Source organism: Plantactinospora sp. CNZ320 (genome assembly GCF_002846275.1).
The window spans coordinates 6,924,535-6,949,766 of record NZ_PJMP01000001.1; the positions used below are offsets into that span (position 1 = coordinate 6,924,535).

The following is a 25,232-nucleotide window of genomic DNA, read 5'->3' on the forward strand; positions in this document are numbered from 1 at the left end:
TACCGTGCAAGGCGATACCAGGCTCCAGAAAGGTACGCCGCCGGTGTGGATCACTTACGCCTTCGTGCTGTTCCTGCTCTGCGTACCCGTCGCACCGGTGTTTCTGGTCATGGAAGCGGTCGCCCGCTACACGAACCGCAAGCTCCCCGTCACCTACTACCGGGTACGGGCGGGATGGCTCTCTGTAGCTGGGCTGGCCCTTCTCGCGGCCATGCTGGGGGCGGCGCTGGAGGGCGGGAGGACGCAGGACTGGGTCCTGTTCGTCGCTCTCGTCACCTTCCTCGGCGGGATGCTCGCGCTGCGGGTCCACTGGTGGCGGCAGGAGCGCCGGAAGCCGTCACCACTCCGGTACGACGACACCATGGGTCCGCTGCGCCCGTCCAAGTAGGTCGGTCGTCGTCCGAGCCCCTCCTCGCCGGGGCAGGGCCGAGAAGCGTACCCGCGACGAGACCCCGCACCAACAACACCAAGTAAGCCAACTCAATTAGGCGACGGTAGTAGGTGGGTGGGGGAGTTACTCCTTGCTCCATTGCTCGGCAAGCGTGTCAACCTCGGTCAGAAACTCATCAAGGTTCTCGTCATCAAGATCTCCGAGGAACTTCCAGAGGAGCAGCATCTCGTTTTCGATGATTGCCTGTTGGTCCAGTTTCTCAAGCCTCTCTGCTTGTCCGGTCTTGGCGGCGAGTATCAGCGTCTCGGCCGCCTTCGGGTCGAGATCAAACCCTGTACCCTGGATCTCTGCCCTAGCATTGGCAACAAAGCGAATTACGTCGCCGGCTGAGACGTCGGCGGGAAAGGCGCGATCGGCTGCAATGAAGAAGGCGGCGCCGACTACCTCCCCGAGCCCCTCCCAGCCTCTGGCATCAAGTTCTGCGCAGTGTCGGCGATAGCTATCTGCGTCACCCTTCGCTATCAAGCGAATCAGTTCGAGGTGTGCGCTTCGGTTGGTCACGGCTTTCCTCTCGCTTCTGCCTGAACCTGTCAATGAGGTGCAGTGCGCCCGCTAGTAGCACGGCGCTCGTCACTACCAGTGCCTGCGCAGTCTCCCCGTGAGTAGGGGGTGAGGACGCGGCAGGGGGTGGCTCGGGGCGCTGAGTCTGCGATGTCGCGCCTTTCGGGCGGGCTGCGTCGATGAAGTCGGCAAGCTTCTTGGCGTAGTCACCCACCTGCTCTGCATTGTGGGTCGTCGCCCTGGATGCCTTGCGGAAAATCGAGGCGCGTTTGGCTGCGTCCCGAACGATGTCCTCACCCGATGGTAGGGAATCAGTTGCCCGACCTCTTGGCGGTGCGCTTCCGGGTGCGATGACGTTGGCGTAGCTCGCGAAGTGGCCAGCGCCGTCGGCTAACAAGCGGGCGATCTTCCCGGCCTTCGCTCGGGCGGCCTCACTTTCGGCGATTGCCAGGCGGATCTTCGGGTGGTCACTTCCACGTCCCGCGTCGATGAGCGACGAATGTCCAGTCGCCAGGTCCGTCTGGGCGCGGTCCGCTGCCATGGCGGTCCGGTCCAGGTGCTCGATCACCTCGCGGAGCTGAGCGACAACTTCGCCAACGCTGCTCATCCCAGCGCCTTCAAGAACTCGTTGGCCTCCTCGACGGTTGCGTCGATTCGACGGTTTGCGAGCCCCACCTCGCGAGCCGCCTCCCGCAGACAGGCCATTGCTTTTTCGACCTCGGGGTGCTTGCTGTCGTACACGGTGTAGCCGGCGCGACTCGTGACGTCTGCTATGTCAACCCCAACCGTTTCGATCGTGCGCCGTCCCGCGTCAGTCGACTGGAGCCCTCGTCGAACTGTGATCTTCACATCTCCGACGTTCATCGCACCTCACCCGATCGGCTGTTCGGAGCCTTGAAGTCCCGCGTGTTCTGAGCCCTTCCAGGGCGCTGCCCTTGGCCCTCCACCCCGACTGCGTGATACCTCGGGATTGCAGCCTGCTCTCCGGAGCTGTGCATGGGCCAGCAAGGACGGCACCCTTGGACGTATCACTCCTAGGTGGCCGATCGAACACTATCCGAGAGGGGCAAAGGGCGCAGCCCTGCCGGTCGCTCCCTGCCATCGCGTCGTGGCGGCGCCTACTTTGACCCGGTTACGAAGACACCCTTGCCCTGGTGTCCATAGACGAGGCCCTCGGACTTCAGGATGACGATCGCCATGTGGACGGCGTTGTTGCCGACTCCGTACCTGGCTTGAAGCTGCCGGATCGAAGGCAGCTGATCGCCTGGACCGAGCGCTCCAGACTTGATCTGGTCGCGCAGGTCGTCGGCGACACGCTGGTAGTTCGGCGTGACCATGTGTGCGTATCTCCCTAGGTAGCAGGTCGATTCGATCACGCAAGGTCGCCAGGTTCAACTACTTGTACTTCTCCCGCATACCGCGATATGTTGCTGTCCGGGTGATCCCTAGGTAGCACTTTGTGATCATCTTCCATCCGGGACGGCCGGCTCGTACGGGTTGTCCGTCCCGGCTTCTGAGTCACGCCCTGCTGCCGTACGTGTTGCTCGTGCGTGCGGCGGTGGGGCGGGGGTGGCCTCGGCCTGGGTAGGGCGACCCGAAGGTCGGGCCGGGGCCACCCACCCACGTCCTGTTTTCCCGAGAGGCTGGTGAGAGGTCATGCATGCTCTGCTCCGGTGGTTGTTCCGGCGGGGAAGGCGGGAGGGGCAGCCGCTGCGGCGGCTCGGCTCGGCGTACCGGTCGGTGACGTACCGGCCGTTGTTGCCGTCGCAGGTGCGGTTGCGCCGGTTCACCCCGGTCGGCTTCGGTCGGCGGGGAGTCGATCCGGACGAGGTGAACGAGTTCCTTGACCAGGTCGCCGGTGACCTCGCCCGGGCGTACACCGAATTGGCCGGTGTCCGGGAGCAGAACGCCCGAATCAAGGATGCGTTGCGGCGGTGGCAGGCCCGGCAGGCGCCGACGGCGCACGAGTTGGCGCGGCGCTGATGGCCGGGCTCCCGGTGGTGCAGTGCCGGTCGTGTGACGGCCTCTCCTTCACCCTCGACCCGTGCCGCTGCACCTACGGCGGCAACCGCCTGCTGATCAACGAAAGCGACAGCGAGCCGGACCGGCGGGCGGCGGGGGAGGCGTACCAGGACTGCCTGGAGTGTCAGGGGGTGGGCACGGTCGGCCGGCCCTGCCACGACTGCGGGCAGACCGGGCGGCGCCGCGCCCAACTCGTCCTCACGATGGCGAACCTGGACACCGGGGCGGTGGCTTCGGCGAACGTCGTACCCCGGGTGGTGGAACCGGCGCCGTGGACCGGCGACGGCGGTGGGAGTTGGTATCTGCCGCTCGCTCCGCTGCTGCGCGACCTGGCCGCCGCCGTCGGTGTCGGCGCCGGTTCGTGGATGGATGTCCGCCAGCCCGGTGATCCGGACGGCCCGCTCGTCTTCCTGCCCCGCGCCTGGCGGCCGGAGCACTCGGCGACTGTCCGGGAGGTCCTGGAGGCCGAGGCGATCGCGGGAGAGAGCACCGACGCGTGGCGGCTCTATCTCGGCCGGGCCGAGGCCGCGCCGCCCCGAGAGGCGGCGGCCGAGCTGGGCCGGCTCTGCCGACTCGCCGACCTGCTCTGCCTGGACCTGGTGGTCGAGGCCCGCCGTCTGATCGCCACGGCCGGGCTGAACTGGGCGATCCGGTTCGAGATGCCGGGCGGGCCGGTGCCGGCCGAGGCCCAGGGCTACGCCGACGACCTGGCCGCCGCGATCACCACCACGACCGCGCTCGACGCCTGTTACGGGCTGGAGGAGCGCGGCCTGACCGCCCCCGCCCATCACGTGACCTTCGGGCAGCCGCCACCCGACCCACCCACGATCGACCTGGACCAGCTCGAACGGCGGATCCTCGCCGACTGTCTCGACCTGACCACCGGCGACCCGACCGCCGGGGCGCAGGCGATCTGGCGGGACGGCCGCTGGTGGCACACCAGCCTGCGTACCGCCGGGACCACGGAAACCCTCACCGAGTGGTCGACCGGGCAGATCTACAGCCGGCGTGCGACGAAACTGTGCCGAGGTTGGCAGCCGCCGGCACCGTCGTGGCAGGACTCGTCGATCCCGTACGTCGACTGCCCCGACTGCGACCCGCACAGTCGACTCCGGCGCTGCGTCTGTCGACTCGGCACCGATCGTGCCGATCCCGAGTGCCCGAAGTGTGCCGGCTCCGGCCGCAGCCCGTCGCTGCTGCGCTGCTTCACCTGTCGGAGCGGTCGCCGGCTCCACGCCGAGGCGGCGATCACGATCACCGATCTGGCCGGCCGGGTCGTACACCTCAGTTGGCGTAACGACGCGTCCGGCTGGCGTACCGGGGAATTCGCCTGGCAGGACGACCCCGCCGGCCGCCCGGCCGATCGTGCCGGACCGGGCGACGGCCCGGCCCGGCCGGTGGGGGAGGAGACCTGGCGGGCCGGCCGACACGTGCCCGCCCCACACGTGGCGACCCACCCCGGCGGCAAGCCGTTGCACCAGCTCCCCGACCACTTCCGGCTCGCCGGCTGGGCCGACCATTTCGGCGTACGCCCGCAAGACCTGGTCGAACTCGACGGCGGCGGCAGCCTCGACCACGACCTACGGGACGGCACCGTCACCCTGCACCGCCCCGACGCCGACCCGCTGACCGAATACCTGCGCTGGGCTGCCCGGGGCCGACCCGGCGGCCGGCTCTTCATCCTGGCCCGCCGACCCGACGTGCCGCCCCTGGCCGACCTGGTCCGACTCGTCCTCGGGCTGCGCCTGACGGTCACGATCACCCTCACCGACCACAGCCGCAATGCCGGCGACCTCCGCCTCGTCCAGGGCGAGAGCTGGGACGTCACCGTCGACGTCCTCGGCCGGCTCCCCGCCCCGGCCAACCCACCCACCCGATCGACCCCGGAAGCCGCGATCGCGTTCTGTCTCGAATACCTCGAACTCGCCATCGCCGGCAACGTCCCCGACAACCCCGACGAGCCGATCCCGGTGCCGCAGACCCCGATCCCGATCGCGGTCGACGACCCCGTACCCCTGCTGCGCCGAATCGCCCGCCACCACCCCGGCCAACCCGTCGCCGTGCACTACGACAGCGTCACCTGTCAGGTGTGGCTCCGCGAGCACGACGACGTACGCCAGCTTGCCACCGCACCCACCCTGCCCGCCGCCATCGGCGCCCTCGGCCTCTGACCGACCAGCCTCCGTCGGTAGCCGGACCCGGTCGGGACGGACAAGGGCGCCAACCCGCCGGGAAAGTCGCCACGATCGTGGTCGGGATGCTCGCCGACGCGGACAGCATGGACGATCTTGACGTCGCCGGCGTGGGCGAGCCGGCCGGTCAGGTCGGTGACGGTCACGCTCCGGTGGACGCGGTGCTGTCCCGGCCGGCCGCCGCAGGGCTGCGGCCAGCCGGCGATCCCTCGTGGAGTCGACCTGTTCGAGGTCGTTCGAGGTTGGACGAACTTGCGCCCAGACATTGCGCGAACGTTATTCGTACAACGAAGCTCGTCACTGCGTTCCCGGATTCGGCAACCGTAACGGGTGGCTGGGTCGGCAACCTCGTATGCGGGAATAGTGAACAGATATCGGGATGGTCAGAGGAGGGAGCACCATGAAGATGCGACGCGACAGCGTCACCGGCCGGGTCCGGTCAATCAGGTCGAGGCTCATCCGAGCCATGACGGTGGTTGCGGCAGTGGTCATGTGCGCCACTGTCGGTCTGGCCGCTCCGGCGTCAGCCAGCGTGTATGGATGCACCGCCGGAAGGGGTACCGGCTTCGTGTGCGGCAGTGTCTATGGTAGTGGACTCTACGTCTCGAGTGTCACCGTCGAACGGCACAGGGAGACGTGGCCGCCGGATACCAACGTATGCGACCTGCAAGGGGTCGTCACCGTCTACAACAGCGGTGGGTCGCAGATCTTCCAGCGCAAGAGCGCGATCGCCCGTGGCTGCACGGCGTTTCTCGGACACGTCGACATCACCGTGAACGCCTACTTCCCGAACAATTCCAAGATCACACTCTCGGCGTACGAAATCAATGCCTACCAGGGCGCGGTCAGCTTCAGGCTCACCCAATAGCGGAAGGGCGGTTCGCCATGAGGGTACGTGCGTTCGCATCCGCTGTGCTGGTGGCGGCTGTCTTGGTCCTGGTGTCTCCGACGGCTGCTCAGGCGGGAGGAACAGCATGCACCAGACTCCGCGTAGACAGCTACACCGCCGATGTCTGCAAGTCGTGGACCGAGGCAGGCGGTGGCAGGTTTAACGGATATCTGAACGTCACCGCGACGAACTATCGCTACATCGGCGTACAGTTTTCGTTGGATGGAGCCGTCGACTGGCTCTACTGGCCCGAGGACCCGCTGCCACAGACGCGCTACTACTACGGTGTGCGTGGCGCCTACCTCCGGATCTGCCTTCCCCAGCCCACACCGCCGGGGCCACGCTGCGGCGCGTGGTGGTAGATACCGCACAACCCGCCAAGGATTGAACTGGCTCGGAGGCTGAGCAAGATGGTTGGCCGGAGTGGCATGCCGCTCCGGCCAACGCTTTCGCTCAATTCCAATTGGGCGTGCCTACTCGGCCGGTGGGCTGCCGTTCTCCCACACGCAGGGCGAGCTGCCGATCAGAAAGATGTCTGTGCGGCCGCTGTTGCGGGAGTAGATCTCGATGCCGGTCCGGAAGCCGTCGGCCGGATTCTCCACCGAGAACTTGTCCTCCTCACCGGCCTGCTCGTCGGTGATCACCCGATAACCGCGCTGCTGCCAGTACTGCGTCAGCTTCGGCTTCGCCTCGTCGACCGGCCAGCCCGCCGGATAGACGAGCTGGTACTGCTTCTCGGCGAAGACACGTCCCTTGGGGCCGTTGTCGTCCGGGTCGTCGCAGGGCATCGAGCCCTCGAAATGCGACTTGAGTTCGGTGCCGGGCGGCAGGGCCGCCTGCGCCTCCCGGACACTCTCCTCGACGCGTACGGTCGCCTGGGCGAGGCTCATCGTCTCTCGCACGTCATCCCCCGGATCGTCGTCCTGACTACAGCCGGCGACGAACAGGCTGGCGGCCATCACGGTCGCCAGCAGTCGTCGCCCTCGGATAGCGGTCATCGGGTCACATTCCCGTAGTTGCCGGTCACGATGTTGGCGATGTTGTCCCGGGCGATGTTGTTCGGATCCCAGTACTCGGAGTGGGCGCTGAAGTCGGCGCCGAACGGATCCCGCCAGTTCCACAACGGGGTACCGTCGGCGCTCTTGAAGACCTGGCCACCGAAGCCCGCACCGGCCGGATTCTCGCCGTGGATCAGGTTGTCGTCCAGACCGGTGTCCTGGATGAAGTCGTTTTTCGCCGTGGTCGCCCAGACGTGCTGGGTCGGGTCGCCTCCGGTGATGCTCAGGTCCTTGGCGCCGCTGACGTCCACGCCCGGGCTCGCGACCAGGACCACATCGTCGGCGTTCAGGGTGGCGCCGTCCGAGGCGCCGTGCCCGATCACGGTGGTGCCGTAGCTGTGGCCCAGCACGACGTTGTGCGACGGTTCGCCGTCGTGGGTGACCCGCAGCCCCGACTGGAAGTTGCGCAGGTCACCGGAGCCACCCTCGGCGTACTTGTCCAGCATGGCGTCCGGGATGGTGTCCGGGGCGTCGTACCCCAGCCACATGATCGCCGCGGTCTCCTCGTCCGGCGCCTTCTTCGCGGCGTCGGCGGCCATCCGGTCGGCGCGCTCGACGTTGCCGCCGACGGTGGCGAGGTCGGTCCCGGTGCCCGGCACGTACGTCACGATGTTGTCCGCGTAGTCCGGGTTGCCTACCGACACGATCGCCTTGCCGTCATCGGCCGAGCTGAAACCGATCAGGAACGCGGGCGGGCGGCCGGGAGTGTCGTCGAGCCGCTTGGAGATGGCGTCGATCCCGCGTAGCTTGCCGTCGATGCTCTCGCGTTCCTCCTTGAGCTTCTCCAGCTCGGCGAAAGCCATCCCGGCCGGGTTGCCGGCGTTCGGATAGAGTTCGGCCCCCCGCCCCTGGTCGATCATCTTCTTGATGTACGCCTCCCGGTCGTCCAACTCGTCCCGCCGGGCCGTGAGCGCGTCGTGGTCGCGGTCCAGCACGATCCGGTTGGCGACGTCGCGTGAGGCGATCGGGATTCCGTCCAGGTTGCCGACCAGTTCCGGGTACTCCGCGATAACGTAGCGCCGCTCGGCGGGGGACAACGAGTCCCACCAGGCCTTCACCGCCTTCGGGTCGGTGCCCTTGGCCGGCACCGCCGTCCGGTCCACTCGGGACGCCGGGACGCCGGAGCCGGTCGCGGTGTTCTCGCCGATCGTCTTCGCGACCTCGCCGTCCAGCCGGGCGGCAGCCGCCATCAGCTCGTCTCGCTGATGCACCAGGGCGGAGAGCGAGCGAGCGCCGGACTCGTTCCGCGCCGACGGGCCGAGCACCATCGAGCCGTCCGGGTTGATGGTGACGTCGGCCTTCTTGCCGCTGGCCACCAACGCCTGGGCCTGGGAACGCAGCGACTCCACCCCGTCGGCATGCCGGTACAGGGCCTGGGAGATCGTCAGCGCCGGAACGTACGCCAGGTCCAGTTCCTTCCGGACGCCCTGGAGGTGCGTGGAGGCGCTGCTGCCCGCTTGCCCCTCCCAGGCGTCCGGAATCCGCTTCACGGTCGGGTCCAACGCGTCGGCCCGGTCGTCGATGGCCTGGGCCAGATCGCCCCAGGCGACGGCGGCGGCCCGGAAGACGGCAGGGTCGGCGTTCAGCAGCGCTTCGAAGGTCAGTCCGCTCATCAGCTCGGCCGCACTCCGCCGGTACGGCTCGACGCCCGGTCGTCCGACGACCGGTAGTTGTTCGCGGCGTCGATCATGGACTGACCGCTCTTCTCCAGCCTGCCGACCAGCCCGGTCAGATAGTCGTGCCAGCCCTTGGCGGCGGTGCCGGCGGCGGTGGAGGTGGACCAGCCGGCCGAGCCGGGACCCGGCGGCGGGGCCAGTTTCCCCTCGACCGAGGAAGCGTTGTTCTTCAGGTCGCCAGCCACGGCAATGACCTGGCCGCCCAGGCGGCGTACCTCGTCAGGGTTGACCCGGATCGTCATATCAGCCCCCGCTGTGTGCGCAGCACCCATCGAGCAGCGCCACAATAGCAGTGGGCGGATCTCCGGCCTGCCTGCCGGGCGGTCCTCAGATCGAAGGTGTTCTGGATCTAAATCCCCTCAACCAGCCCAGATCCGTGCCGGCCACCGCCCGGCAGGCGCTCGGGCGGGTGCAGATGCTGCCAGCCGTTCGCTACCGATGAACGACACCTGTCGGGCTCGTCGCCCATGCCGATGAACAACGCGGTGAGCATGGAGACGCCGTGGTCGAGCGTCTCGCGGGGCAGCGGACCGTTGGCGACCAGCGAGACCAGTCCATGGCCGATGACCCAGCTCTGGATCGCCACTTCCAGCGGTTCGATCTCGGGGCGGAAGCGGTTGACGTCTCTGGCCCGTCGGGCGGCCTGGACCAGACACTCCAGGGTGGCGTCCGCGGCCTTCAAGTCTTCGAGGTCGAAGCTCGCGTCGAACATGACCCGGTAGAGGTCGGGGTGCTCCAGGGCGTTGTCGAGGTAGGCGGCGACCAGGGCCGCCAGGTCCTGCACCGGATCCTCGGACGTGGCGACCGTGGCGAACCTGGCCGTCAGGCGGGTGAAGCCCTCCTGACGCAGGGCCTTCCACAGGCCGTCCATGCCGCCGAAGTAGGTGTAGACGGCCATCGTCGACACGCCGGTCCCGGCGACCAGGGAGCGCAGGGTGATGGGCTCGCGGGTCCGGAGCATGTGTGCGGCGCGTTCGATGAGCAGTACGCGTACCGCAGGATCCTTCGTCCGCGCCATGCCAACACATTACATAGCATAGCTCTGCTATGGTTTGGGGGAGCTGGACCTGCCTCCAGATGCCGCTGCTGATGGAGGGGGATCAACCGGGCGGCCTCCTGCCGCCAGTCGGCGCTCCCGCCAATCCCGCCAACTCACCGACGCCGGCGCCGATGAGCAGCGGAAATGTCACACTGGATCATGCCGGGTGCGGTGCGGGACGGGGTCGGTGCGAAGATCCGTCCCTGCCGGCGATTCTCACCCACAAGGCGGAATCAGCCGTACCGCGACATGTCGCTACCCAGAGCGACATTATGAGTTTGACGTGGCCGTGGCGGTGTCGGCGATCCGAGGGTCGCCCGACGCGTTGCCGTGCGGCGGCCACGGGTGCAACGCCGAGGAGCATGCGTGTCGGTAGAGGACAAGCTAGAGTCGATCTTCACGTCGGTGGTACGGCGCAACCCTGGTGAGAGCGAGTTCCACCAGTCGGTGCGGGAGGTGCTCGACAGCGTCGTTCCGGCCCTGGTCAGGCATCCCGAGTACGCCGAAGCGAAGATCATCGAGCGGATCTGCGAGCCGGAGCGGCAGATCATCTTCCGGGTGCCGTGGGAGGACGATCGCGGCGAGGTTCACATCAACCGTGGCTTCCGGGTGGAGTTCAACAGCGCGCTGGGCCCGTACAAGGGTGGGCTTCGCTTCCATCCCTCGGTCTATCTGGGGATCGTGAAGTTCCTCGGGTTCGAACAACTGTTCAAGAACGCGTTGACCGGGATGCCGATCGGTGGCGGCAAGGGCGGGTCGGATTTCGACCCCAAAGGTCGCTCCGATCGGGAGGTGATGCGGTTCTGTCAGTCGTTCATGACCGAGCTGTACCGGCACATCGGCGAGTACACGGACGTACCGGCTGGTGACATCGGAGTCGGGGGCCGGGAGATCGGCTACCTGTTCGGGCAGTACAAGCGGATCACCAACCGGTACGAGTCCGGGGTGCTGACCGGCAAGGGCCTCAGTTACGGCGGTGCCCAGGTGCGCCGGGAGGCCACCGGCTACGGGGCGGTGTTCTTCGCCGAGGAGATGCTCCGGGTCGACGGCGGCGACAGCTTCGACGGGAAACGGGTGGTGGTCTCCGGCTCGGGCAACGTGGCGATCTACGCGATCGAGAAGGTGCACCAGCTCGGCGGCACAGTGGTGGCCTGCTCGGACTCGTCCGGCTACATCCATGACGAGAAGGGCATCAACGTCGAGGTGCTCAAGCAGGTCAAGGAGGTCCGCCGGGCACGGATCGGCGAGTACGTCGAGGCCCGGCCGCACTCCACGTTCGTCGCCGGTCGCCCGGTCTGGGACGTGCCCTGCCAGGTGGCGATCCCCGCCGCGACGCAGAACGAACTCACCGCCGCCGACGCGCTCACCCTGATCGCGGGTGGCTGCACCATCGTGGTGGAGGGGGCCAACATGCCCACCACGCCGGAGGCGGTGCGAGCCTTCGCCCAGGCCGGGGTGCGGTTCGCGCCCGGCAAGGCGGCCAATGCGGGTGGAGTCGCGGCCAGCGCGCTGGAGATGCAGCAGAACGCGAGCCGCGACTCGTGGACCTTCGCCCACTCCGAGCAGCGACTGCGGGAGATCATGGGGACCATCCACGAGCGCTGCTACGCCACCGCCGAGGAGTACGGCATGCCCGGTAATTACGTCGCTGGAGCCAACATCGACGGCTTCCGGCTCGTCGCCGAGGCGATGCTCGCCCACGGGCTCATCTGAGCGGAGGCGCTGCCGTCGGGCCGGGCGTTGAGCGGACGGCGGCTGGGGCGGCGGCCGGTGTGTTGGCCGGTGTGCTGGTGTCGCGTCGGGTGGTGTCGCGTCGCGCGGTGTCGCCTCGGGTGGCCAGCACAGAGCCGCAGAGGATCAGCGTGAACGCGGCGACGACCGGGACGGTGAGCGGCTCGTCGAGCAGCAGTACTCCGGCGACGACCGCCACCGCCGGGTTCACGTACGTGAAGACCAGTGCCCGGCTGACCCCGACCTCGCGGATCAGCGCGGCGAAGATCACGAACGCCGCTGCCGTGCAGACCACGGCCAACCCGGCGAGGGCAGCCAGCACCCGGCCGGTGGGCAGTTCCGCCGGCCAGGTCAACGCCGCTGGTGTGGCGTAGACCAGTGCGGCCCCGCCGAGGCAGACGGCGGTCAACGGCAGCACCGGTACGTCGGCCAGCCGCCGCGCCAGGATCAGCGGTGCGATCCCGTAGCAGAGGGCGGCGAGCAGCACCTCGACGATCGAGCGCACGTCTCCGCCGCGCAGGCCGGGCGCGGCCAGCACCGCCACCCCGGCGAGTCCGACGCCCAGACCTGCCCAGCGCCGCCCGCCCAGCCGTTCGACGTCACCGGCCAGCCGCCCGACCAGCACGGCGATGATCGGCGACGCGGCGATCAGCAGCCCGGTCATCGAACTGCTGATCTGCCGTTCGGCGTCGGTGAGCAGCCACCACGGGACGATGATCTCGAGCGCCGCGAAGGCGGCCAGCGGTCGCCAGTGCCGGTGCAGTCCCCGGGCACCGCGCACGGCCAGCGGCAGCAGCACGGCGGCACCCACCGCCGTCCGGACGAAGACCAGCACCGGCACCGGTACGCCGCCCTCCACGGCGATCTTGATCAACAGGTACGGAATGCCCCAGAGCACGCTCATCAGGGCGAAGAGCAGCCAACCCCGCCTGGTCATCGCACCCTCCTCAGTGGAATTCCGGGTCCCGGGTGCGGGTCCGCTTCAGTTCGAAGAAGCCGTCGGTTCCGGCGACCAGCAGCACACCGTCCCAGAGTCGGCCGGCTGCCGCACCGCGCGGGACAGGTGTCACCACCGGCCCGAAGAACGCGATCCGCCGGCCGTCCGGCCCGGGTACGTGGATCACCGGCGTGCCGACCTCCTCCCCGACCGGCTCCATCCCGGCAAGGTGGCTACGCCGGAGTTCCTCGTCGTACTCCGTCGAGTTGGCGGCGTCGGCGAGCTCGACCCCGAGGCCCAGCTCGGTGAGCGCGGCGACGTACAGGTCCCGGCCGATCGGTTGCCGGTCGTGATGGTGCCGGGTGCCGAGGGCGGTGTAGAGCGGACCGAGCACCTCCGCCCCGTACTTCCGCTCGGCGGCGACGGCCACCCGGACCGGTCCCCAGCCGACCTCGAAGAGGTCCCGGTACCGCTGTGGCAGGTCCGTCCGGCCCTCGTTGAGGACCGACAGGCTCATCACGTGGAACCGCACCTCGATCTCGCGCACCCGCTGGACCTCCAGCAGCCAGCGGGAGGTGATCCAGGCCCACGGGCAGATCGGGTCGAACCACATGTCGACGGAGGTCGGCGGCATCGGGATCCCTTCGGGGAGGTTCGCTGTGCTGCCCGTGACGTTAGGTGGCATATTGGCCGTGCTTAAGCTCCAATTCTCGACAAACTGATTGGGCCAATTGGAGGATCGTGGAGGTTCACGTACGGCTGGTCGGCCGGGACGATCTGACCACCCAGATCTACCGACAGTTACGGGAGGCCGTGCTCGACGCGCGACTGCGACCGGGGGAGCGGCTGCCGCCCACCCGCGAACTGGCGGAGCGGCTCGGCGTCGCCCGTAACACCGTGACGGCGGCGTACGACCGGCTCACCGCGGAGGGCTTCCTGGTCGGCCGGGTCGGCTCCGGGACGTACGTCGGTGATCGTCGGCTGATCGGCGAGGCGCGACCCCGGACCGCCCCGGTCGGCCGAGGTGTCCGGCCCCGTCCGGTCTGGGACTCCGTACCGGAGACACCTCGACACCCCGCCCCGAGGTACGACTTCCGGGTCGGCGCCCCCGACCCGGCGCTGTTCCCGCTGCAGACCTGGCGGCGGCTCGTCGCCCGGCAACTGCGGGCCGCGAACGTCCGGTACCCGGCCTACACCGAACCGGCCGGGCATCCCGGGCTGCGCGCGGCCATCGCCCGGCACGTCGGCGTATCCCGATCGGTGCGGGCCGGCGCCGACGACGTCCTGGTCACCCAGGGCGCGCAGCAGGCGCTCGACGTGATCGGTCGGGTCCTGATCGAGCCGGGCGACCGGGTGGCGGTGGAGGAACCGGGCTATCCGCCGGCCCGCCGCCTGTTCCGGAGCCTCGGCGCCCGGGTGACCGGGGTGCCGGTCGACGCGGAGGGACTCGACGTCGCCGCGCTGCCGGCCGACAGCCGGCTGGTCTACGTCACCCCGTCCCACCAGTTTCCGCTCGGCGTACCGATGTCGTTGGCCCGGCGTACCGCCCTGCTGGACTGGGCGCGGCAGCACGGCGCGGTGGTGGTCGAGGACGACTACGACAGCGAGTACCGGTTCGCCGGCCGCCCGCTGGAACCGTTACAGAGCCTGGATCGGCACGGCCGGGTGGTCTACGTCGGGTCGTTCTCCAAAACCCTGCTGCCGATGCTGCGGGTCGGATTCCTGGTCGCGCCGGCCTCGCTGCGGCCCGCACTGCGCACCGCGCGGCAGCTCACCGACTGGCACGGCGACCTGACCACCCAGGGCGCGCTGGCCGAGTTCATCGACGAGGGCCTGCTCGCCCGGCACATCCGCCGGACCAGCCGGGAGTACGGGGCCCGCCGTGAACGGGTCCTGGCCGCCCTCGCCGCACACCTCGCCGGACGGCTGCACCCGGTGCCCTCGGCCGCCGGGCTCCACCTCGCCGTCCGGCCCGGCCCGGACCCGACCGGGGACCCGTCCGCGATGGTGGCGCAGGCCCGTGAGAGCGGGGTCGCGGTGGAGAACCTGGCGCGCTACTACGCCGAAGGCCTCGCGCAGCCCGGCCTGGTCATCGGGTACGGCGGCATCGCGCTGGCCGACATCGACGAGGGAATCCGCCGCCTCGCCGCCGTAATCGTCAAGCGGTAGCCTGCGCAATGCAACAGGTGTGGGCGAAGGTGGCCGCATACCAGCAAAAGCGATCAGAGCTGCCGGACGGAACAAGTCGTGCCTGCCACGAATCCTTGTCGCAGATCTGTTGTATCTGGTCGAGTCGCTTGCTGAAACGGTCTGTTCGAGGCGTGCTGGCCACGTCGTAGCCGATCCCGGTGGGCGCGTCCGTCCAATGTCCAGGGATCGGTCGCGTAATTGACAAAGGGCACCCAACCGGGGCTCGGAACAACGCAGATTCGAGGCATTCTGATCTTGGCGATTGTTGCGTTAACATCTCGCCAACTCCTGAAGTGAGGTGGGTCGATGGCCCAGGATCTGCTGCTGCGTGCGCCGAGCGGAAATGCCCTCCTGCTGGGACTTCCCCCGGATCCCCCGGTGTCCACTTTCAGCATGACGGCACGATTCGTCGGCGGGAGGTTCGCCCGGGTTTTCCAGGTTGGCCAGTCGGGCTTCTTTGCGGCCGGCAACGAGAGCCTGATGCCGGCCGAGGTCCGTGACCGATTCGTCGTGGACGGCCGGGAAGTGCGGATTGCCATCGGTCTCGACGGGGTGAACGCCTCGGTGGCACTGCTCGACCGCTATCACGAGGTAGTCACCATCTACGGCGGCCCGCCACCACGGCGCGAGGAGATCATCTCGCTCTTCGAGCAGTTCGAGTTCAAGGACTCACCCGAGGGCATGGTGCTGCAGCCCCGGGGCGATCTGGAGTTGAGCGCGGAGGCGATTTCGGTCTATGTGGATGGCCGGGGCACCATCACCGTGCCGTCCAACGACAACGCGCGCGATCTGCGACCGGAATACAAGGGCACCCCGACTCGCTACGGGGAGCTGTGGAAGCGGCAGGGCCAGTTGCCGGACAGAAAAGGCGACGGGGTCAACACCTACGTGTACCTGCTCGGCACCAGCCGGGCCATCGCGGAGATCGTATTCCCCGACACCTCCGAACCGCACGAAACGCCACACCCGGAGGTCAAGGACGAGGTCCTGCTCGACTGGCTCTACGAGCTCAACCCGCGCTGGGAGGGCTGATGTCCCCCTGGCTCGCGGTCGCGCTGCTGACCTGGGTCGCGCTCTTCATCCTCTATCTGGGGCTGGCAGCCGTGCTGCACCGGGTCAACCGGCTCAGTGTCGAGCTGGCCGCGATCCGCGCCGACGGCGGCGCCCGAGCCACCGGCGTACGGCTCGCGCTTCCCGCGTTCGCGACCGACCCCGGCAGGACCGTCGTCCTCGCGGTCGATTCCACCTGCCCGGCCTGCCAGGGAGCCGCCGCCGAGCTCGGTGAACTGGCGCCGTCGTCCGTACTGCTCACCCACGAGGCGCCGCAGGAGTGGGGCGGCACCCCGTTGACGGTCCGGCAGGACCCGGAGTCGTGGCGGCTGCTCGCCCACCTGTCACCGCCGGTGCTGATGACTGTCGACGCCACGGGTCAGGTGGTCGAGTTGGCCCTGCCCACACAACCCGGGGACGTGACCGCCGCGCTGACGGCCTGGGGGATGGTCCCGGAGAGGAGTGCGACATGAAACTGACCTTGGACAGCATCGTCGACGCCGACAGGGCACCGGAGAACCCTGAGCCGACCACTGTGCTCTCCGCCGTCGCTGGGAAGCGCCATCGGCGATCCTTCCTGCGCGCCATCGGCTATGCCGGGATCACCATCGGCGCGCTCGCCCTGGCGGGGCCCTTCGGCGGGCGCGCCAGGCTGGCCTGGGCGGAGTCCGGGCCCGGCGGGTTGACCGGGCACGACGACTGCGCCGGCATCAACTACAACCCCACCGCGGACACGCACGGCATCTACGCGACCGCCCCGCCGGCCTGTTACGGCGGGTCGTACCGGGGCTGGAACTGGTGCTCCTCCGCCGGCTGGCACCGGTCGACCTGGGCCCGGTCGGCCGACAACAAGTGGTGCTGGCACATGACCCCCAGATCCGACGTCTGTGGCAACCCGGCCCGGAACGCGTGGCGGTGGGCCACCGGCGACGGGCGCCTCTGGCGCTGCTCGGACGGGAACAGCGTCGTCTTCCGGATGTCCGACAACAAGAAGTTCGGCCCGTACCTGACCATCTGTCGGGCACTCGTGTGAACGCCACCCGCCACGTACGGGCATGAGCGCCACTCCGGCGCCCCGGCCCGTACGCCGCCGCTGGCACCCGGTGCTCGTCGCCGGCTGCCTCGCCGGGCTCGCCGCCCTCGCGGCCGTCACGGCGATCCGTGACACCGGTCCCACCTTTCTGCTGTGGACGATGCTCGGCGCGACCGCCGGCTTCGCGACCAGCGGCTCGGTTTGAAGCCGCAACTCGGCGTTCATGCTGAACTCGTCGGTCTGGCGAGGTCGTGAAGCTAGGTACTTCTTCTGCACCGGGCTGGTCCTCGGCGCGCTGACCACCGCGCTCGGCCTGCTCCTGGCCGGGTCGCTGCTCCGGCTGGTCGCGCCGGAGACCCTCTGGCGCTACGTGCTCGCCGTGGCGATCGTCGCCCTGGCGCTGCGCGAGTTCCGGGTGCTCCGATTCTGGCTGCCGCAGAACAAGCGGCTGGTCCCCGAGCACGTCAACCGGCACGGACGGGTCTTCGGGCCGCTCCAGTTCGGCTTCGAGATGGGGACAAGCGTGCGGACGTACACCCCGAGCGCGCTGCCACACGCCGCCGCGCTGACCGTCGCCCTGCTCGCCGGACCGCTCGGTGCGGTGGCGGCGGGAGTCGGGTTCGGGCTGGGCCGGTCCGCGATGACGATCGGCAACCTGCGTTACAGCGACGACAACAGCTGGGATCTGGTCTGGATCGCGCACGAGCGGCTGATCCGCGCGATGCTCGTCGCCGGATTCCTGCTCAGCGCCGGGCTGCTGCTCACCGGCTGATCTCCTGCGCGGCGTCAACGCGACCGCCGCCGACCTGCTCGGTCCGGCAGGCAACGGCAGCAGGATCGTTCGCTCCCATTCCCCACCAGCCGGTTGGTGCGGCCGCAGCCGGTCGGACAACCGGGCGTCCTTGTTTGCCCCTGGAAGCACTATTGGCCAAAGTGACAATTCATCGCTATAGGGATTTTCGATGCCTTAACGCTACAATTACCGTGGACAGCGACGTTCCCCCTCCACAGCCCGACCAGCGCACCCGGAATCGGGACGCGAGCCGGCCCGGCAACAATCCCTCTGCCGTCAGCGCGGCCGGCGGAGCCGGAGGAGGCACCATGTCGCCCACCTCGATCGGCCTGGCCGGCGGCAACCGGAGGGGGCCGATCCGCGCCCCGAGCGCATCCCATCGACTCCGCCGCTGGTTCCGCGACGACGCGCGGTACGACCTGCCGTCCTCGCTCGTCGTCTTCCTGGTCGCGGTACCGCTGTCGCTGGGCATCGCGGCCGCCTCCAACGCCCCGGTGGCCGCCGGCCTGATCGCCGCCGTCGTCGGCGGGATCGTCGCCGGCCTGTTCGGCGGGTCCGCGCTCCAGGTCACCGGCCCGGCGGCCGGGCTGACCGTGGTCGTCGCCGAGTTGGTGAGCCGGTTCGGCTGGGCGACCACCTGCGCGATCACCGCCGCCGCCGGGCTGTTGCAGGTCGGGTTCGGGCTGTGCCGGATCGCCCGGACCGCGCTCGCCCTCTCGCCCGCGATCGTGCACGGAATGCTCGCCGGGATCGGCCTCACGATCGTGCTCGGGCAACTGCACGTACTGCTCGGTGGCGAACCCGGCAGCACGCCGGTACGGAACCTGATCGACCTGCCAGCCCAACTGGCGACCCGGCACGACCACGCGGCCCTGATCGGGCTCACGGTGATCGGGCTGCTGGTGATCTGGCCCCGGCTGCCGGCACCGGTACGCCGGATACCCGGCCCGCTCGTCGCCGTCACCCTGGCCACCCTCGCCGCGCTCGTCTGGAACGACGTCGATCTGGCCCGGGTGGAGATGCCGGGGTCGCTGCTCGCCGCCGTGCACCTGCCGACGCTGCCCGCCGGGGACTGGCCGGCGGTCGCCGCCGCGGTACTGACCGTCGCCGTGATCGCCAGTGTGGAGAGTCTGCTCTCCGCCACCGCCGTCGACCGGTTGGCTGCCGACCGGGCCAGGGACGACCGCCGGAGCAACCCGACCAGTCCGACCAACCTCGACCGGGAGATGATCGGCCAGGGGCTGGCGAACGGCGTCTCCGGGCTGCTCGGCGGGCTTCCCGTCACCGGCGTCATCGTGCGCAGCTCCACGAACGTCAACGCGGGAGCCCGGACCCGGGCCTCCGCCGTACTGCACGGGGTGTGGGTACTGCTCTTCGCGGTGCTGCTCGTCGTACTCGTCGAGCGGATCCCGTTGGCCGCGCTCGCCGGGCTGCTCGTCGTGGTGGGCCTGCAACTGGTGAAGATCTCCGACATCCGACGGGTACGCCGGCACCGTGAACTCGCCGTCTACGTCGTCACCGCCCTCGGCGTGGTGGTCCTCAACCTGCTGGAGGGGGTACTTGTCGGACTCGCCCTGGCGGTCGTGCTGATCCTGCGCCGGGTGGTCTGGGCCAGGGTGCACGCCGAGCGGGTGCGTGGCGGTCCGGCGGGAGGCGAACACTGGTCCGTGCACGTCGAGGGGACACTCAGCTTCCTCGCCATCCCACGGCTCTCCGTCGTCCTCGGGCGGGTGCCGCCGGGCAGCACCGTCGACCTGGAACTGGTCACCGACTTTCTGGACCATGCCGCCTACGACCATCTCGACTCGTGGGTACGCCAGCACGAGACCACCGGCGGACGGGTACGCCTCGACGAGGTCGGCCCGGCGGCCCTGCGCGGCGACCAGCCCCGGCCGTCCCGGCGGATCCACGCGCTGGTGCCGCCGCGCTGGTTCTCGCCCTGGTCGAGCTGGCAGGCCCGGCATCCGGACGGAGCGGGAGAGCCGAGCCACACCGGGCAGGTCGCCGGGTCGGCGCAGGCCGCGCTCCGGCCGCTGCACGTCGGGGTACGCGAATACCACCGTCGCTCGGCTGCCCGGCTGCGGCCGTTTCTCACCGAACTGGACGGTCGGCACAGGCCGTACAGCGCCTTTCTGACCTGTGCGGATGCCCTGATAGTGCCCAACGTGATCACCAGCAGTGGGCCGGGTGACCTCTTCACGGTGCGCAACCTCGGCAACCTCGTCCCCGCCGACCACCCGACGGAGTGCTCGGTCACCGCCGCAATCTCGTACGCCGTGGAGGTGCTCTCCGTGCCGGCGCTGCTGGTCTGCGGGCACTCCGGTTGCGGGGCGATGCAGGGGCTGCTCGGCGGGCGCGACGAGGAGGAGAGTCACGTCGGGCGGTGGCTGCGGTGGGGACGACCGAGCCTGGCGGCGTGGCGGGCCGGTCATCCGGTCGGGTTGGCCGCCGCCGGGGACGGCCGGGCCGAGGTCGACCAGTTGGCGATGGTGAACGTCGCCCGCCAGGTCACCGTGCTCAGGCAGTTCCTCGCCGCCCGTGGCATCGAGTCGGGGAAGGTGTCGGTGCAGGGGCTCTTCTTCGACATTCCGACCGGCCTGCTGCTGGTCCTCGACGAGCAACGGCAGCGGTTCACCTCGCCGCCGGACCACGAGTTGGAGATCAGCGGTGCCGGTTTCGTCCGGCCCTAGCCGGCAGCACCCCAGAGCCAGCCATCCCAGAGCCGACGACCCCGGGCCAGCGACCCCATAGCAAGCGACGCCGGGCCGTGGCTAGCGTTCCGGGGTGCTGGCCCGGGCCCAGAGTGGAATCCAGCCGCCGTCGGTCAGCCACGACGAGGGCAGCAGCAGCCCGTGCGCGGCGATCTGGTCGGCGAACCTGTCGGGTACGGCACCCAGCTCCGTCGCGTCGGGCCAGCTCGACCGCCAGCCCTCGTCCCGGAGCGACGACTGTGGATAGCCCGGCACCCGGACCCGGCGGCGCGGCACCACGACAGTGACGTCCGAAGTGGACGGCTCGGCGCCGGGGTGCCCGGTGTCCGGCAGTCCACCCCAGGTGGTCACGGTCAGCGCGGCGGCCCGGAGCAGTCCGAGGTGTGGCCGGGCCCGTACCGCTCCGGCAAGCTCGGCCGCGTCCTGGCGCAGCAGCGTACCCAGGGCGGCGCGCAGCCGCAGCGCGACCAGATCGGCGGTACGGGCGACGGCGACCTGCCCGACCCGGGCCAGCGGCCGGAGCGAGCCGGGCAGCGGCGAGTCCACCAGCAGCGGGGCGAGCCGCTCCGCCGTCGGCGGTGCCGGTGTGTCGGGCCCGGACGGTGTCAGGGTGCGCACCGCGCGGGCCAGTGGGCGGTACCCGCTCGCCTGCCACAGCGCGGACAGACCGGGCCCGGCCGGATCGGCCAGAGTGAGCCGGCAGGCGCGGGCCAGGGTGGCCGCGCTCGCCCGGCGCAGTGCGGTCAGCGCGTCGTGCGGGTCGGCGGCGGGTGCCGTCGGCGACGCGCCGGCCAACCGGGTCGCGAGGACCGCCAGCAGCTCGGCGGACCGGGCCGACTCCGGCTCGGCGAGCGTCGCCCCCGCCAACTCGTCGAGGTGGCGGCCGAGGTCGCGCAGCACCCGTACGGCGGGTCGGGGCGGGCCGCCCCGGGCCGGCCGATCGGGTCCGGTGTCGGCGTGCCGGGCCACCCGGCGCGGCGCCGGGCTCGCGGGCTCGGGCAGGGGGAGAGTGGCCAGCCAGCTGCCGGTCTGCCGTACGAGCGTCGGGTCGGGATCCGTGTTGAAGCGGGCCTGGATCTCCGCCAGCCGCCAACCTCGGGCGCTCGGCCGCAGCTCGGCGTTGGCCAGGATGCGGCCGTCCGGCGCGCGGAGCGCGATCAGCGCACTGCGGCCCCGGGTCGCGTCGTCGACGTAGTGCGGAGCGGCGATGCAGTTTCCCATGTACTGCGCCCAGTCCGCCAAATGCCGAACGCTGCGGGCCAGCTCGATCCGGGCGTCGGTGCCGGGCAGCACCGTACCGTCGAGGTGCGCCATCGGGGCCGGCACGGCGAAGACACCGGTCAGCGCGGTGGCGATGGTGGTGTCGTCGACCAGCCCGGCGACGAGTTCAGGCCAGGTCCGGCAGCGGGGTGGAACCTTCGCACCGAGGTCCACCAACTGCGCGGCGCCGGCCACAGCCAGTGGAATCGACTGCGACCGGGGCACGAGTGGCTCGTCGGGCTGCGCCGGGTCGGTGTCGGCGATCGGGTAATGCTGCTGCGCGACGAGTACGGCCTGCGGGTGACCGTTGAGCTGGGCGAGCGCGTCGGCGAGTTCCGCGTACCAGAGCAGGTCGCCGGTGGTCTCGATCTCGACCACCGGGCGCTGCGGGTCAGCCCGAAGCCGCTCCGCCAGCGGCGTGGGGGACGGCTCCGCACCGAGGAGCGGATTCTGGTCCCAGCACTCCGCCCGGCCCGGCGACAGGTAGCCGACCCCGTCCCGCCAGTCCCGAAGCGACCGGCCGGCCCACCCGGCGAGCTGCTCCCGCAGCGACAACGAGTCCTGCGTCACGAGCGCGTCGACGAGGTCGTCGGCGGCGTCGAGTACCACCTTGCCGTAGTCACGGGCCAGGGCCAGCCGCTGGCGGATATAGCTGACATCGGCGGGGCTGAGCGGCTCACCGGGCCGGCTGCGGGCGAGGATGTCCCGCAGGTAGGAGCCGGGGCGGGCGGGCAGGCCGGTGAGGCCGGGCTGACGGCGGGCCGAGAGCGCAGACTCCGGTTGGGACATTCCGGCGACGGCCGCCTCGACCTCGTGTCGGTGTCGAGCCAGGGCGGTGTCAAGGCCGTGATCGACCGTGCTGACCGCGAGCCGGGCCAGCACCGTCGCCGCCAGTACGTCCTGGAGCATCCGCCCGGCCCTGTCGAGCCAGTACCCGGCCGGCGGCTGCCACAGTGCGGCCTCCAGCACGGTCGGCTCCGGGCCGAACTGGTAGCGCAACCACACCATCAGGGCGTCATCCTCGTGCCGACGGCGGCGCGCGGTCAGGTCGGCGATGCGGTCCTCCCTGCCCTGGGAGGCGCGCAGCCGCTCCCGGCGCACTCGACCCGATCCGTCGGCGCAGACCCGCTGCCACAGGTCGGTCAGCAGGACGAGGCGGCGTGGTCGGGGCACCTCCCGGAGTACCCGGGTCAGCTGCCCGCCCACCACCGACGGCAGGCCGCCGGGGAAGGGGTCGACCCCGTCCGGGGCACGCAGTTCCAGTACCCGGAGAAGCTGTTCCGGCCCGAGCACGTCGCTCGCCGCGACCGCGAAACGCAGCACCGGCCACCGGCCCTCGTCGAGCGCGGCCTGTGCGGCGGCGCCGAGCGGCTTCGTCGCGTCCGGACCGAAGAGCGCGACGAGTACCGCCCGCCGGTCGCCGAGCCGCCCGGCCGAGCCCGGCACCGTCAGGGCGGCGAGTACGGCGTCCCGGCGGTCTCCGGCGGCACCCTCGGTGCGGGCGGACCGGAATCCGTACCCGAGGTCGACGTCGGCACCGGCGGCCAGCGGGCCACCGGCGGCGACCAGCCGGGCGAGTTCGGTGATCGCCCGATCGGCGGCCTCCGGGCCGGCCGAGCGTGGTCCGAGCACGACAGGGCTGCCAGGCACCAGTTCGGTGCCCGGCTCGACGGCCCGGCCCCGAGGGTCGGGTGCCCAGATCCGTCGGTCCGGTCCGGGCAACACCCCGCCGGCCAGCCGCAACGTCACGCGTTCATGATCCCGCCGCTGTCCAGCCGATTTGTTCCGCGCGGCGCCCGACGGCTCCCCGCCGTTGCCGCCGTCTGCCCGGACGGCCGTCTGCCCGGACTGCCGTCTGCCCGGACTGCCGTGCGCCGCTCGCCGGATCATCGCGTGGCCGGCTCATCGCCCGACCGGATCACCGTGCGGCCCGTCCCGCCCGGATCAGCTGGCGGCGCAGGGGGCGGGCATACCATGCGATGGTGCTGCTGATCATGTGCCAATTCCCGCCGGCCGATCCTGCTCCGGCCGCCCGCCGCGCCGCAGGTGCCGGATGTTGAGCGGCGGCGTCGTCACCGCCTACGCGGGCGGGGCCCTCGACCGTGCGTGCGGGGTGCGACGGGACCCCGACGGGTTGCGCAGGCTCTTCGCCAGCGATCGGGCCCAGGTGGTACCGCTCTGGCGGGACCGCTGTCTGGTGGTGCGGGACGCGGTGTCCCGGTTGACCGGCGGTGACCAGCGCCGGTTACCGGCCGGGCTCGGTGAGCCGGTCTTCCTCGGTCTCGACGGCGACCGGCCGGTCTTCGCGGTCGACCTGAGTGGCGTACCGGAGGAGGAGGCGCTCGACGCGGTCGGTGCCGATCGGACCGTGGACGTACGCCTGCTGGTGCAGCGGCTCGACCCGGCCGAAGCGGCGGTGCTCGGCTACGCCCGGGGTATCTGCTACTGGCACCGCAACCAGCGTTTCTGCGGCACGTGCGGCGACCCGACCCGGTCGGTCGAGGGTGGTGCCGCCCGCGGGTGTACCGGGTGCGGGCAGGTGCACTTCCCCCGGATCAGCCCTGCGGTAATCATGTTGGTGGAGCTGCCCGGATCGCCGGCGCGTTGCCTGCTGGCTCGGCACGCCGGTGCGGACGAGGACTCGTTCGCGTTGCTGGCCGGCTTCCTGGAGGTCGGCGAGAGCCTGGAGGACGCGGTACGCCGGGAGGTGGCCGAGGAGGCCGGGGTCGTCGTCGACTCGGTGCGCTACTTCGCATCCCAGCCGTGGCCGTTCCCGGCCGGCCTGATGGTGGGCTTCCTCGCCACCACCCGGAACGAGTCGACCACTGTGGACGGTGAGGAGCTGCTGGAGACCCGGTGGTTCAGCCGGGCGGAGTTGCGGGACCGGCGGGCGGTACGCGGCCGGCTCGGCAACCCGGACTCGATCGACCGGCTGCTGCTGGAGTACTGGCTAGACGACGCGGCGGAGCGTTCCTAGCAAGCCGCAGCCGCCCGTCACAGACCGAAATACTCCCGAGCCTGGGTAGATCACTCTTGCTACGCTCGCCGCCGTTGCTCACGATCACGGGGGTTTTCGATGAATGTTCGATCTGTCCGGACCGGCCTCGTCGCCATCTCGTTGGCGGCTGTCGCCGTACTCGGCGCCGGCTGCCAGCCGGACGAGCCGGCTACCGATGCGGCCGGCACGCCGACCACGGCTCCGAGTACGGCCGCACCGAGCCCGACCGCCGCGCCGAACACCAGCGAGGTCTGCGAGGCGGTCACCGACATATTCCTGGACGGCAGCGTCAAGATCGCGGACGACTCGGTGAAGGCCATCGAGAAGGGACTGACCGTGGCGCAGCAGAACAAGCAGCTCAAGACCACGCTGTCCGGACTCGCTGGACAGTTGGAGGCCGAGGCCGCCAAGGCGACCGACCCGAAGGTCAAGGCGCTGGTCGAGGGGATCGTCGCCGACATCGAGTCCGGCGCGAAGGCCGATGACCCGGTGAAGTTCCTCCAGGGCGAGTTCGTGCAGGTGGGCACGAGGATCGACAAGGAGTGCGCCGGCTGACCCGTCGGCGCTGACGGCAGGCCGCCACGATGGCAGGTCGTCATGACGGCACGACGGAACGTTGTCATGACGGCAGGTCGTCATGACGGCACGGCGGGCGGAGGGCGGCGGTCGGTCGGGGGCAGCGGGCATGATGGGCGGGTGTC

General features: G+C 70.2%; 24 protein-coding genes. 14 read left to right on the top strand and 10 right to left on the bottom strand.

The window, feature by feature from the left end; genetic code table 11:
* Positions 1-43 precede the first annotated feature (43 nt).
* Positions 44-388 (top strand): hypothetical protein, encoded by a 345-nt coding sequence (locus tag CLT71_RS30935; protein WP_101370203.1) that lies wholly within the window; start codon positions 44-46, stop codon positions 386-388.
* Positions 389-514: 126 nt separating this feature from the next.
* Here the strand turns inward: CLT71_RS30935 and CLT71_RS30940 are convergent, their stop codons facing one another.
* From CLT71_RS30940 to CLT71_RS30950, 3 genes are all read right to left on the bottom strand, one after another.
* Positions 515-952 (bottom strand): hypothetical protein, encoded by a 438-nt coding sequence (locus CLT71_RS30940; protein ID WP_101370204.1) that lies wholly within the window; start codon positions 950-952, stop codon positions 515-517.
* 603 nt (positions 953-1,555) lie between these two features.
* On the bottom strand, positions 1,556-1,816 hold the full coding sequence (locus CLT71_RS30945) for a hypothetical protein (RefSeq protein ID WP_101370205.1): 261 nt from the start codon (positions 1,814-1,816) through the stop codon (positions 1,556-1,558).
* 254 nt (positions 1,817-2,070) lie between these two features.
* Positions 2,071-2,289 (bottom strand): winged helix-turn-helix domain-containing protein, encoded by a 219-nt coding sequence (locus tag CLT71_RS30950; RefSeq protein WP_101370206.1) that lies wholly within the window; start codon positions 2,287-2,289, stop codon positions 2,071-2,073.
* A 319-nt stretch (positions 2,290-2,608) separates the two neighbouring features.
* On the opposite strand from CLT71_RS30950, the gene CLT71_RS30955 reads away from it, so the two are divergent.
* The 3 genes from CLT71_RS30955 to CLT71_RS30965 all read left to right on the top strand — a co-directional run bounded on the left by CLT71_RS30955 (position 2,609) and on the right by CLT71_RS30965 (position 6,034).
* Positions 2,609-2,935, top strand: coding sequence for a DivIVA domain-containing protein (locus CLT71_RS30955; protein WP_101370207.1), 327 nt, complete (start codon positions 2,609-2,611; stop codon positions 2,933-2,935).
* Positions 2,887-5,145, top strand: coding sequence for a hypothetical protein (locus tag CLT71_RS30960; RefSeq protein ID WP_143743683.1), 2,259 nt, complete (start codon positions 2,887-2,889; stop codon positions 5,143-5,145). Before CLT71_RS30955 ends, CLT71_RS30960 begins: the two co-directional genes overlap by 49 nt.
* A gap of 421 nt (positions 5,146-5,566) precedes the next feature.
* Complete coding sequence (locus tag CLT71_RS30965; protein ID WP_101370209.1) at positions 5,567-6,034, top strand: hypothetical protein; 468 nt, start codon at positions 5,567-5,569, stop codon at positions 6,032-6,034.
* 494 nt (positions 6,035-6,528) lie between these two features.
* Here the strand turns inward: CLT71_RS30965 and CLT71_RS30970 are convergent, their stop codons facing one another.
* The 4 genes from CLT71_RS30970 to CLT71_RS30985 all read right to left on the bottom strand — a co-directional run bounded on the left by CLT71_RS30970 (position 6,529) and on the right by CLT71_RS30985 (position 9,807).
* On the bottom strand, positions 6,529-7,053 hold the full coding sequence (locus CLT71_RS30970; protein ID WP_143743684.1) for a hypothetical protein: 525 nt from the start codon (positions 7,051-7,053) through the stop codon (positions 6,529-6,531).
* The gene (locus CLT71_RS30975) at positions 7,050-8,726 is read right to left on the bottom strand and encodes an alpha/beta hydrolase (RefSeq protein ID WP_101370211.1); all 1,677 of its coding nucleotides are present in this window, start codon (positions 8,724-8,726) and stop codon (positions 7,050-7,052) included. Before CLT71_RS30975 ends, CLT71_RS30970 begins: the two co-directional genes overlap by 4 nt.
* A complete protein-coding gene (locus CLT71_RS30980; protein ID WP_101370212.1) occupies positions 8,726-9,031 on the bottom strand; it encodes a WXG100 family type VII secretion target in 306 nt (101 codons plus the stop codon). The genes CLT71_RS30975 and CLT71_RS30980 overlap by 1 nt, the downstream gene beginning before the upstream one ends.
* 107 nt (positions 9,032-9,138) lie before the next feature.
* Positions 9,139-9,807, bottom strand: coding sequence for a TetR-like C-terminal domain-containing protein (locus tag CLT71_RS30985; protein WP_101370213.1), 669 nt, complete (start codon positions 9,805-9,807; stop codon positions 9,139-9,141).
* A gap of 387 nt (positions 9,808-10,194) precedes the next feature.
* Here CLT71_RS30985 and gdhA point away from each other — a divergent pair, with 387 nt between their 5' ends.
* Entirely contained in the window at positions 10,195-11,541 is a 1,347-nt protein-coding gene (gene gdhA, locus CLT71_RS30990; RefSeq protein ID WP_101370214.1) for an NADP-specific glutamate dehydrogenase, read from the top strand.
* Here the strand turns inward: gdhA and CLT71_RS30995 are convergent.
* Together CLT71_RS30995 and CLT71_RS31000 are read right to left on the bottom strand one after the other, a co-directional pair.
* On the bottom strand, positions 11,534-12,496 hold the full coding sequence (locus tag CLT71_RS30995) for a DMT family transporter (protein ID WP_101370215.1): 963 nt from the start codon (positions 12,494-12,496) through the stop codon (positions 11,534-11,536). The genes gdhA and CLT71_RS30995 overlap by 8 nt on opposite strands.
* Positions 12,497-12,506: 10 nt before the next feature.
* Complete coding sequence (locus CLT71_RS31000; RefSeq protein ID WP_101370216.1) at positions 12,507-13,130, bottom strand: mycothiol-dependent nitroreductase Rv2466c family protein; 624 nt, start codon at positions 13,128-13,130, stop codon at positions 12,507-12,509.
* Positions 13,131-13,237: 107 nt separating this feature from the next.
* Between CLT71_RS31000 and pdxR the strand changes: the two genes are divergently transcribed.
* The 7 genes from pdxR (at position 13,238) to CLT71_RS31035 (ending at position 20,252) form a co-directional block, all read left to right on the top strand.
* Positions 13,238-14,665: a MocR-like pyridoxine biosynthesis transcription factor PdxR gene (gene pdxR / locus CLT71_RS31005; RefSeq protein ID WP_101370217.1), complete on the top strand. Its 1,428-nt coding sequence runs from the start codon at positions 13,238-13,240 to the stop codon at positions 14,663-14,665.
* Positions 14,666-14,992: 327 nt separating this feature from the next.
* Entirely contained in the window at positions 14,993-15,718 is a 726-nt protein-coding gene (locus CLT71_RS31010; protein ID WP_143743686.1) for a hypothetical protein, read from the top strand.
* Complete coding sequence (locus tag CLT71_RS31015) at positions 15,718-16,209, top strand: hypothetical protein (RefSeq protein ID WP_101370219.1); 492 nt, start codon at positions 15,718-15,720, stop codon at positions 16,207-16,209. Before CLT71_RS31010 ends, CLT71_RS31015 begins: the two co-directional genes overlap by 1 nt.
* Positions 16,206-16,769, top strand: coding sequence for a hypothetical protein (locus CLT71_RS31020; RefSeq protein WP_101370220.1), 564 nt, complete (start codon positions 16,206-16,208; stop codon positions 16,767-16,769). Before CLT71_RS31015 ends, CLT71_RS31020 begins: the two co-directional genes overlap by 4 nt.
* Before the next feature lie 22 nt (positions 16,770-16,791).
* On the top strand, positions 16,792-16,974 hold the full coding sequence (locus CLT71_RS31025; RefSeq protein WP_101370221.1) for a hypothetical protein: 183 nt from the start codon (positions 16,792-16,794) through the stop codon (positions 16,972-16,974).
* A gap of 18 nt (positions 16,975-16,992) precedes the next feature.
* A complete protein-coding gene (locus CLT71_RS31030) occupies positions 16,993-17,541 on the top strand; it encodes a hypothetical protein (RefSeq protein ID WP_101370222.1) in 549 nt (182 codons plus the stop codon).
* 329 nt (positions 17,542-17,870) lie between these two features.
* A complete protein-coding gene (locus CLT71_RS31035) occupies positions 17,871-20,252 on the top strand; it encodes a SulP family inorganic anion transporter (protein ID WP_101370223.1) in 2,382 nt (793 codons plus the stop codon).
* A gap of 81 nt (positions 20,253-20,333) precedes the next feature.
* Here the strand turns inward: CLT71_RS31035 and CLT71_RS31040 are convergent, their stop codons facing one another.
* Positions 20,334-23,282, bottom strand: a complete 2,949-nt coding sequence (locus CLT71_RS31040; RefSeq protein WP_101370224.1) for a hypothetical protein — start codon at positions 23,280-23,282, stop codon at positions 20,334-20,336.
* Between the two features lie 304 nt (positions 23,283-23,586).
* Between CLT71_RS31040 and nudC the strand changes: the two genes are divergently transcribed.
* Entirely contained in the window at positions 23,587-24,510 is a 924-nt protein-coding gene (gene nudC / locus CLT71_RS31045; protein ID WP_101370225.1) for an NAD(+) diphosphatase, read from the top strand.
* A 99-nt stretch (positions 24,511-24,609) separates the two neighbouring features.
* Positions 24,610-25,086 (top strand): hypothetical protein, encoded by a 477-nt coding sequence (locus CLT71_RS31050; RefSeq protein ID WP_143743687.1) that lies wholly within the window; start codon positions 24,610-24,612, stop codon positions 25,084-25,086.
* Positions 25,087-25,232: the final 146 nt, after the last annotated feature.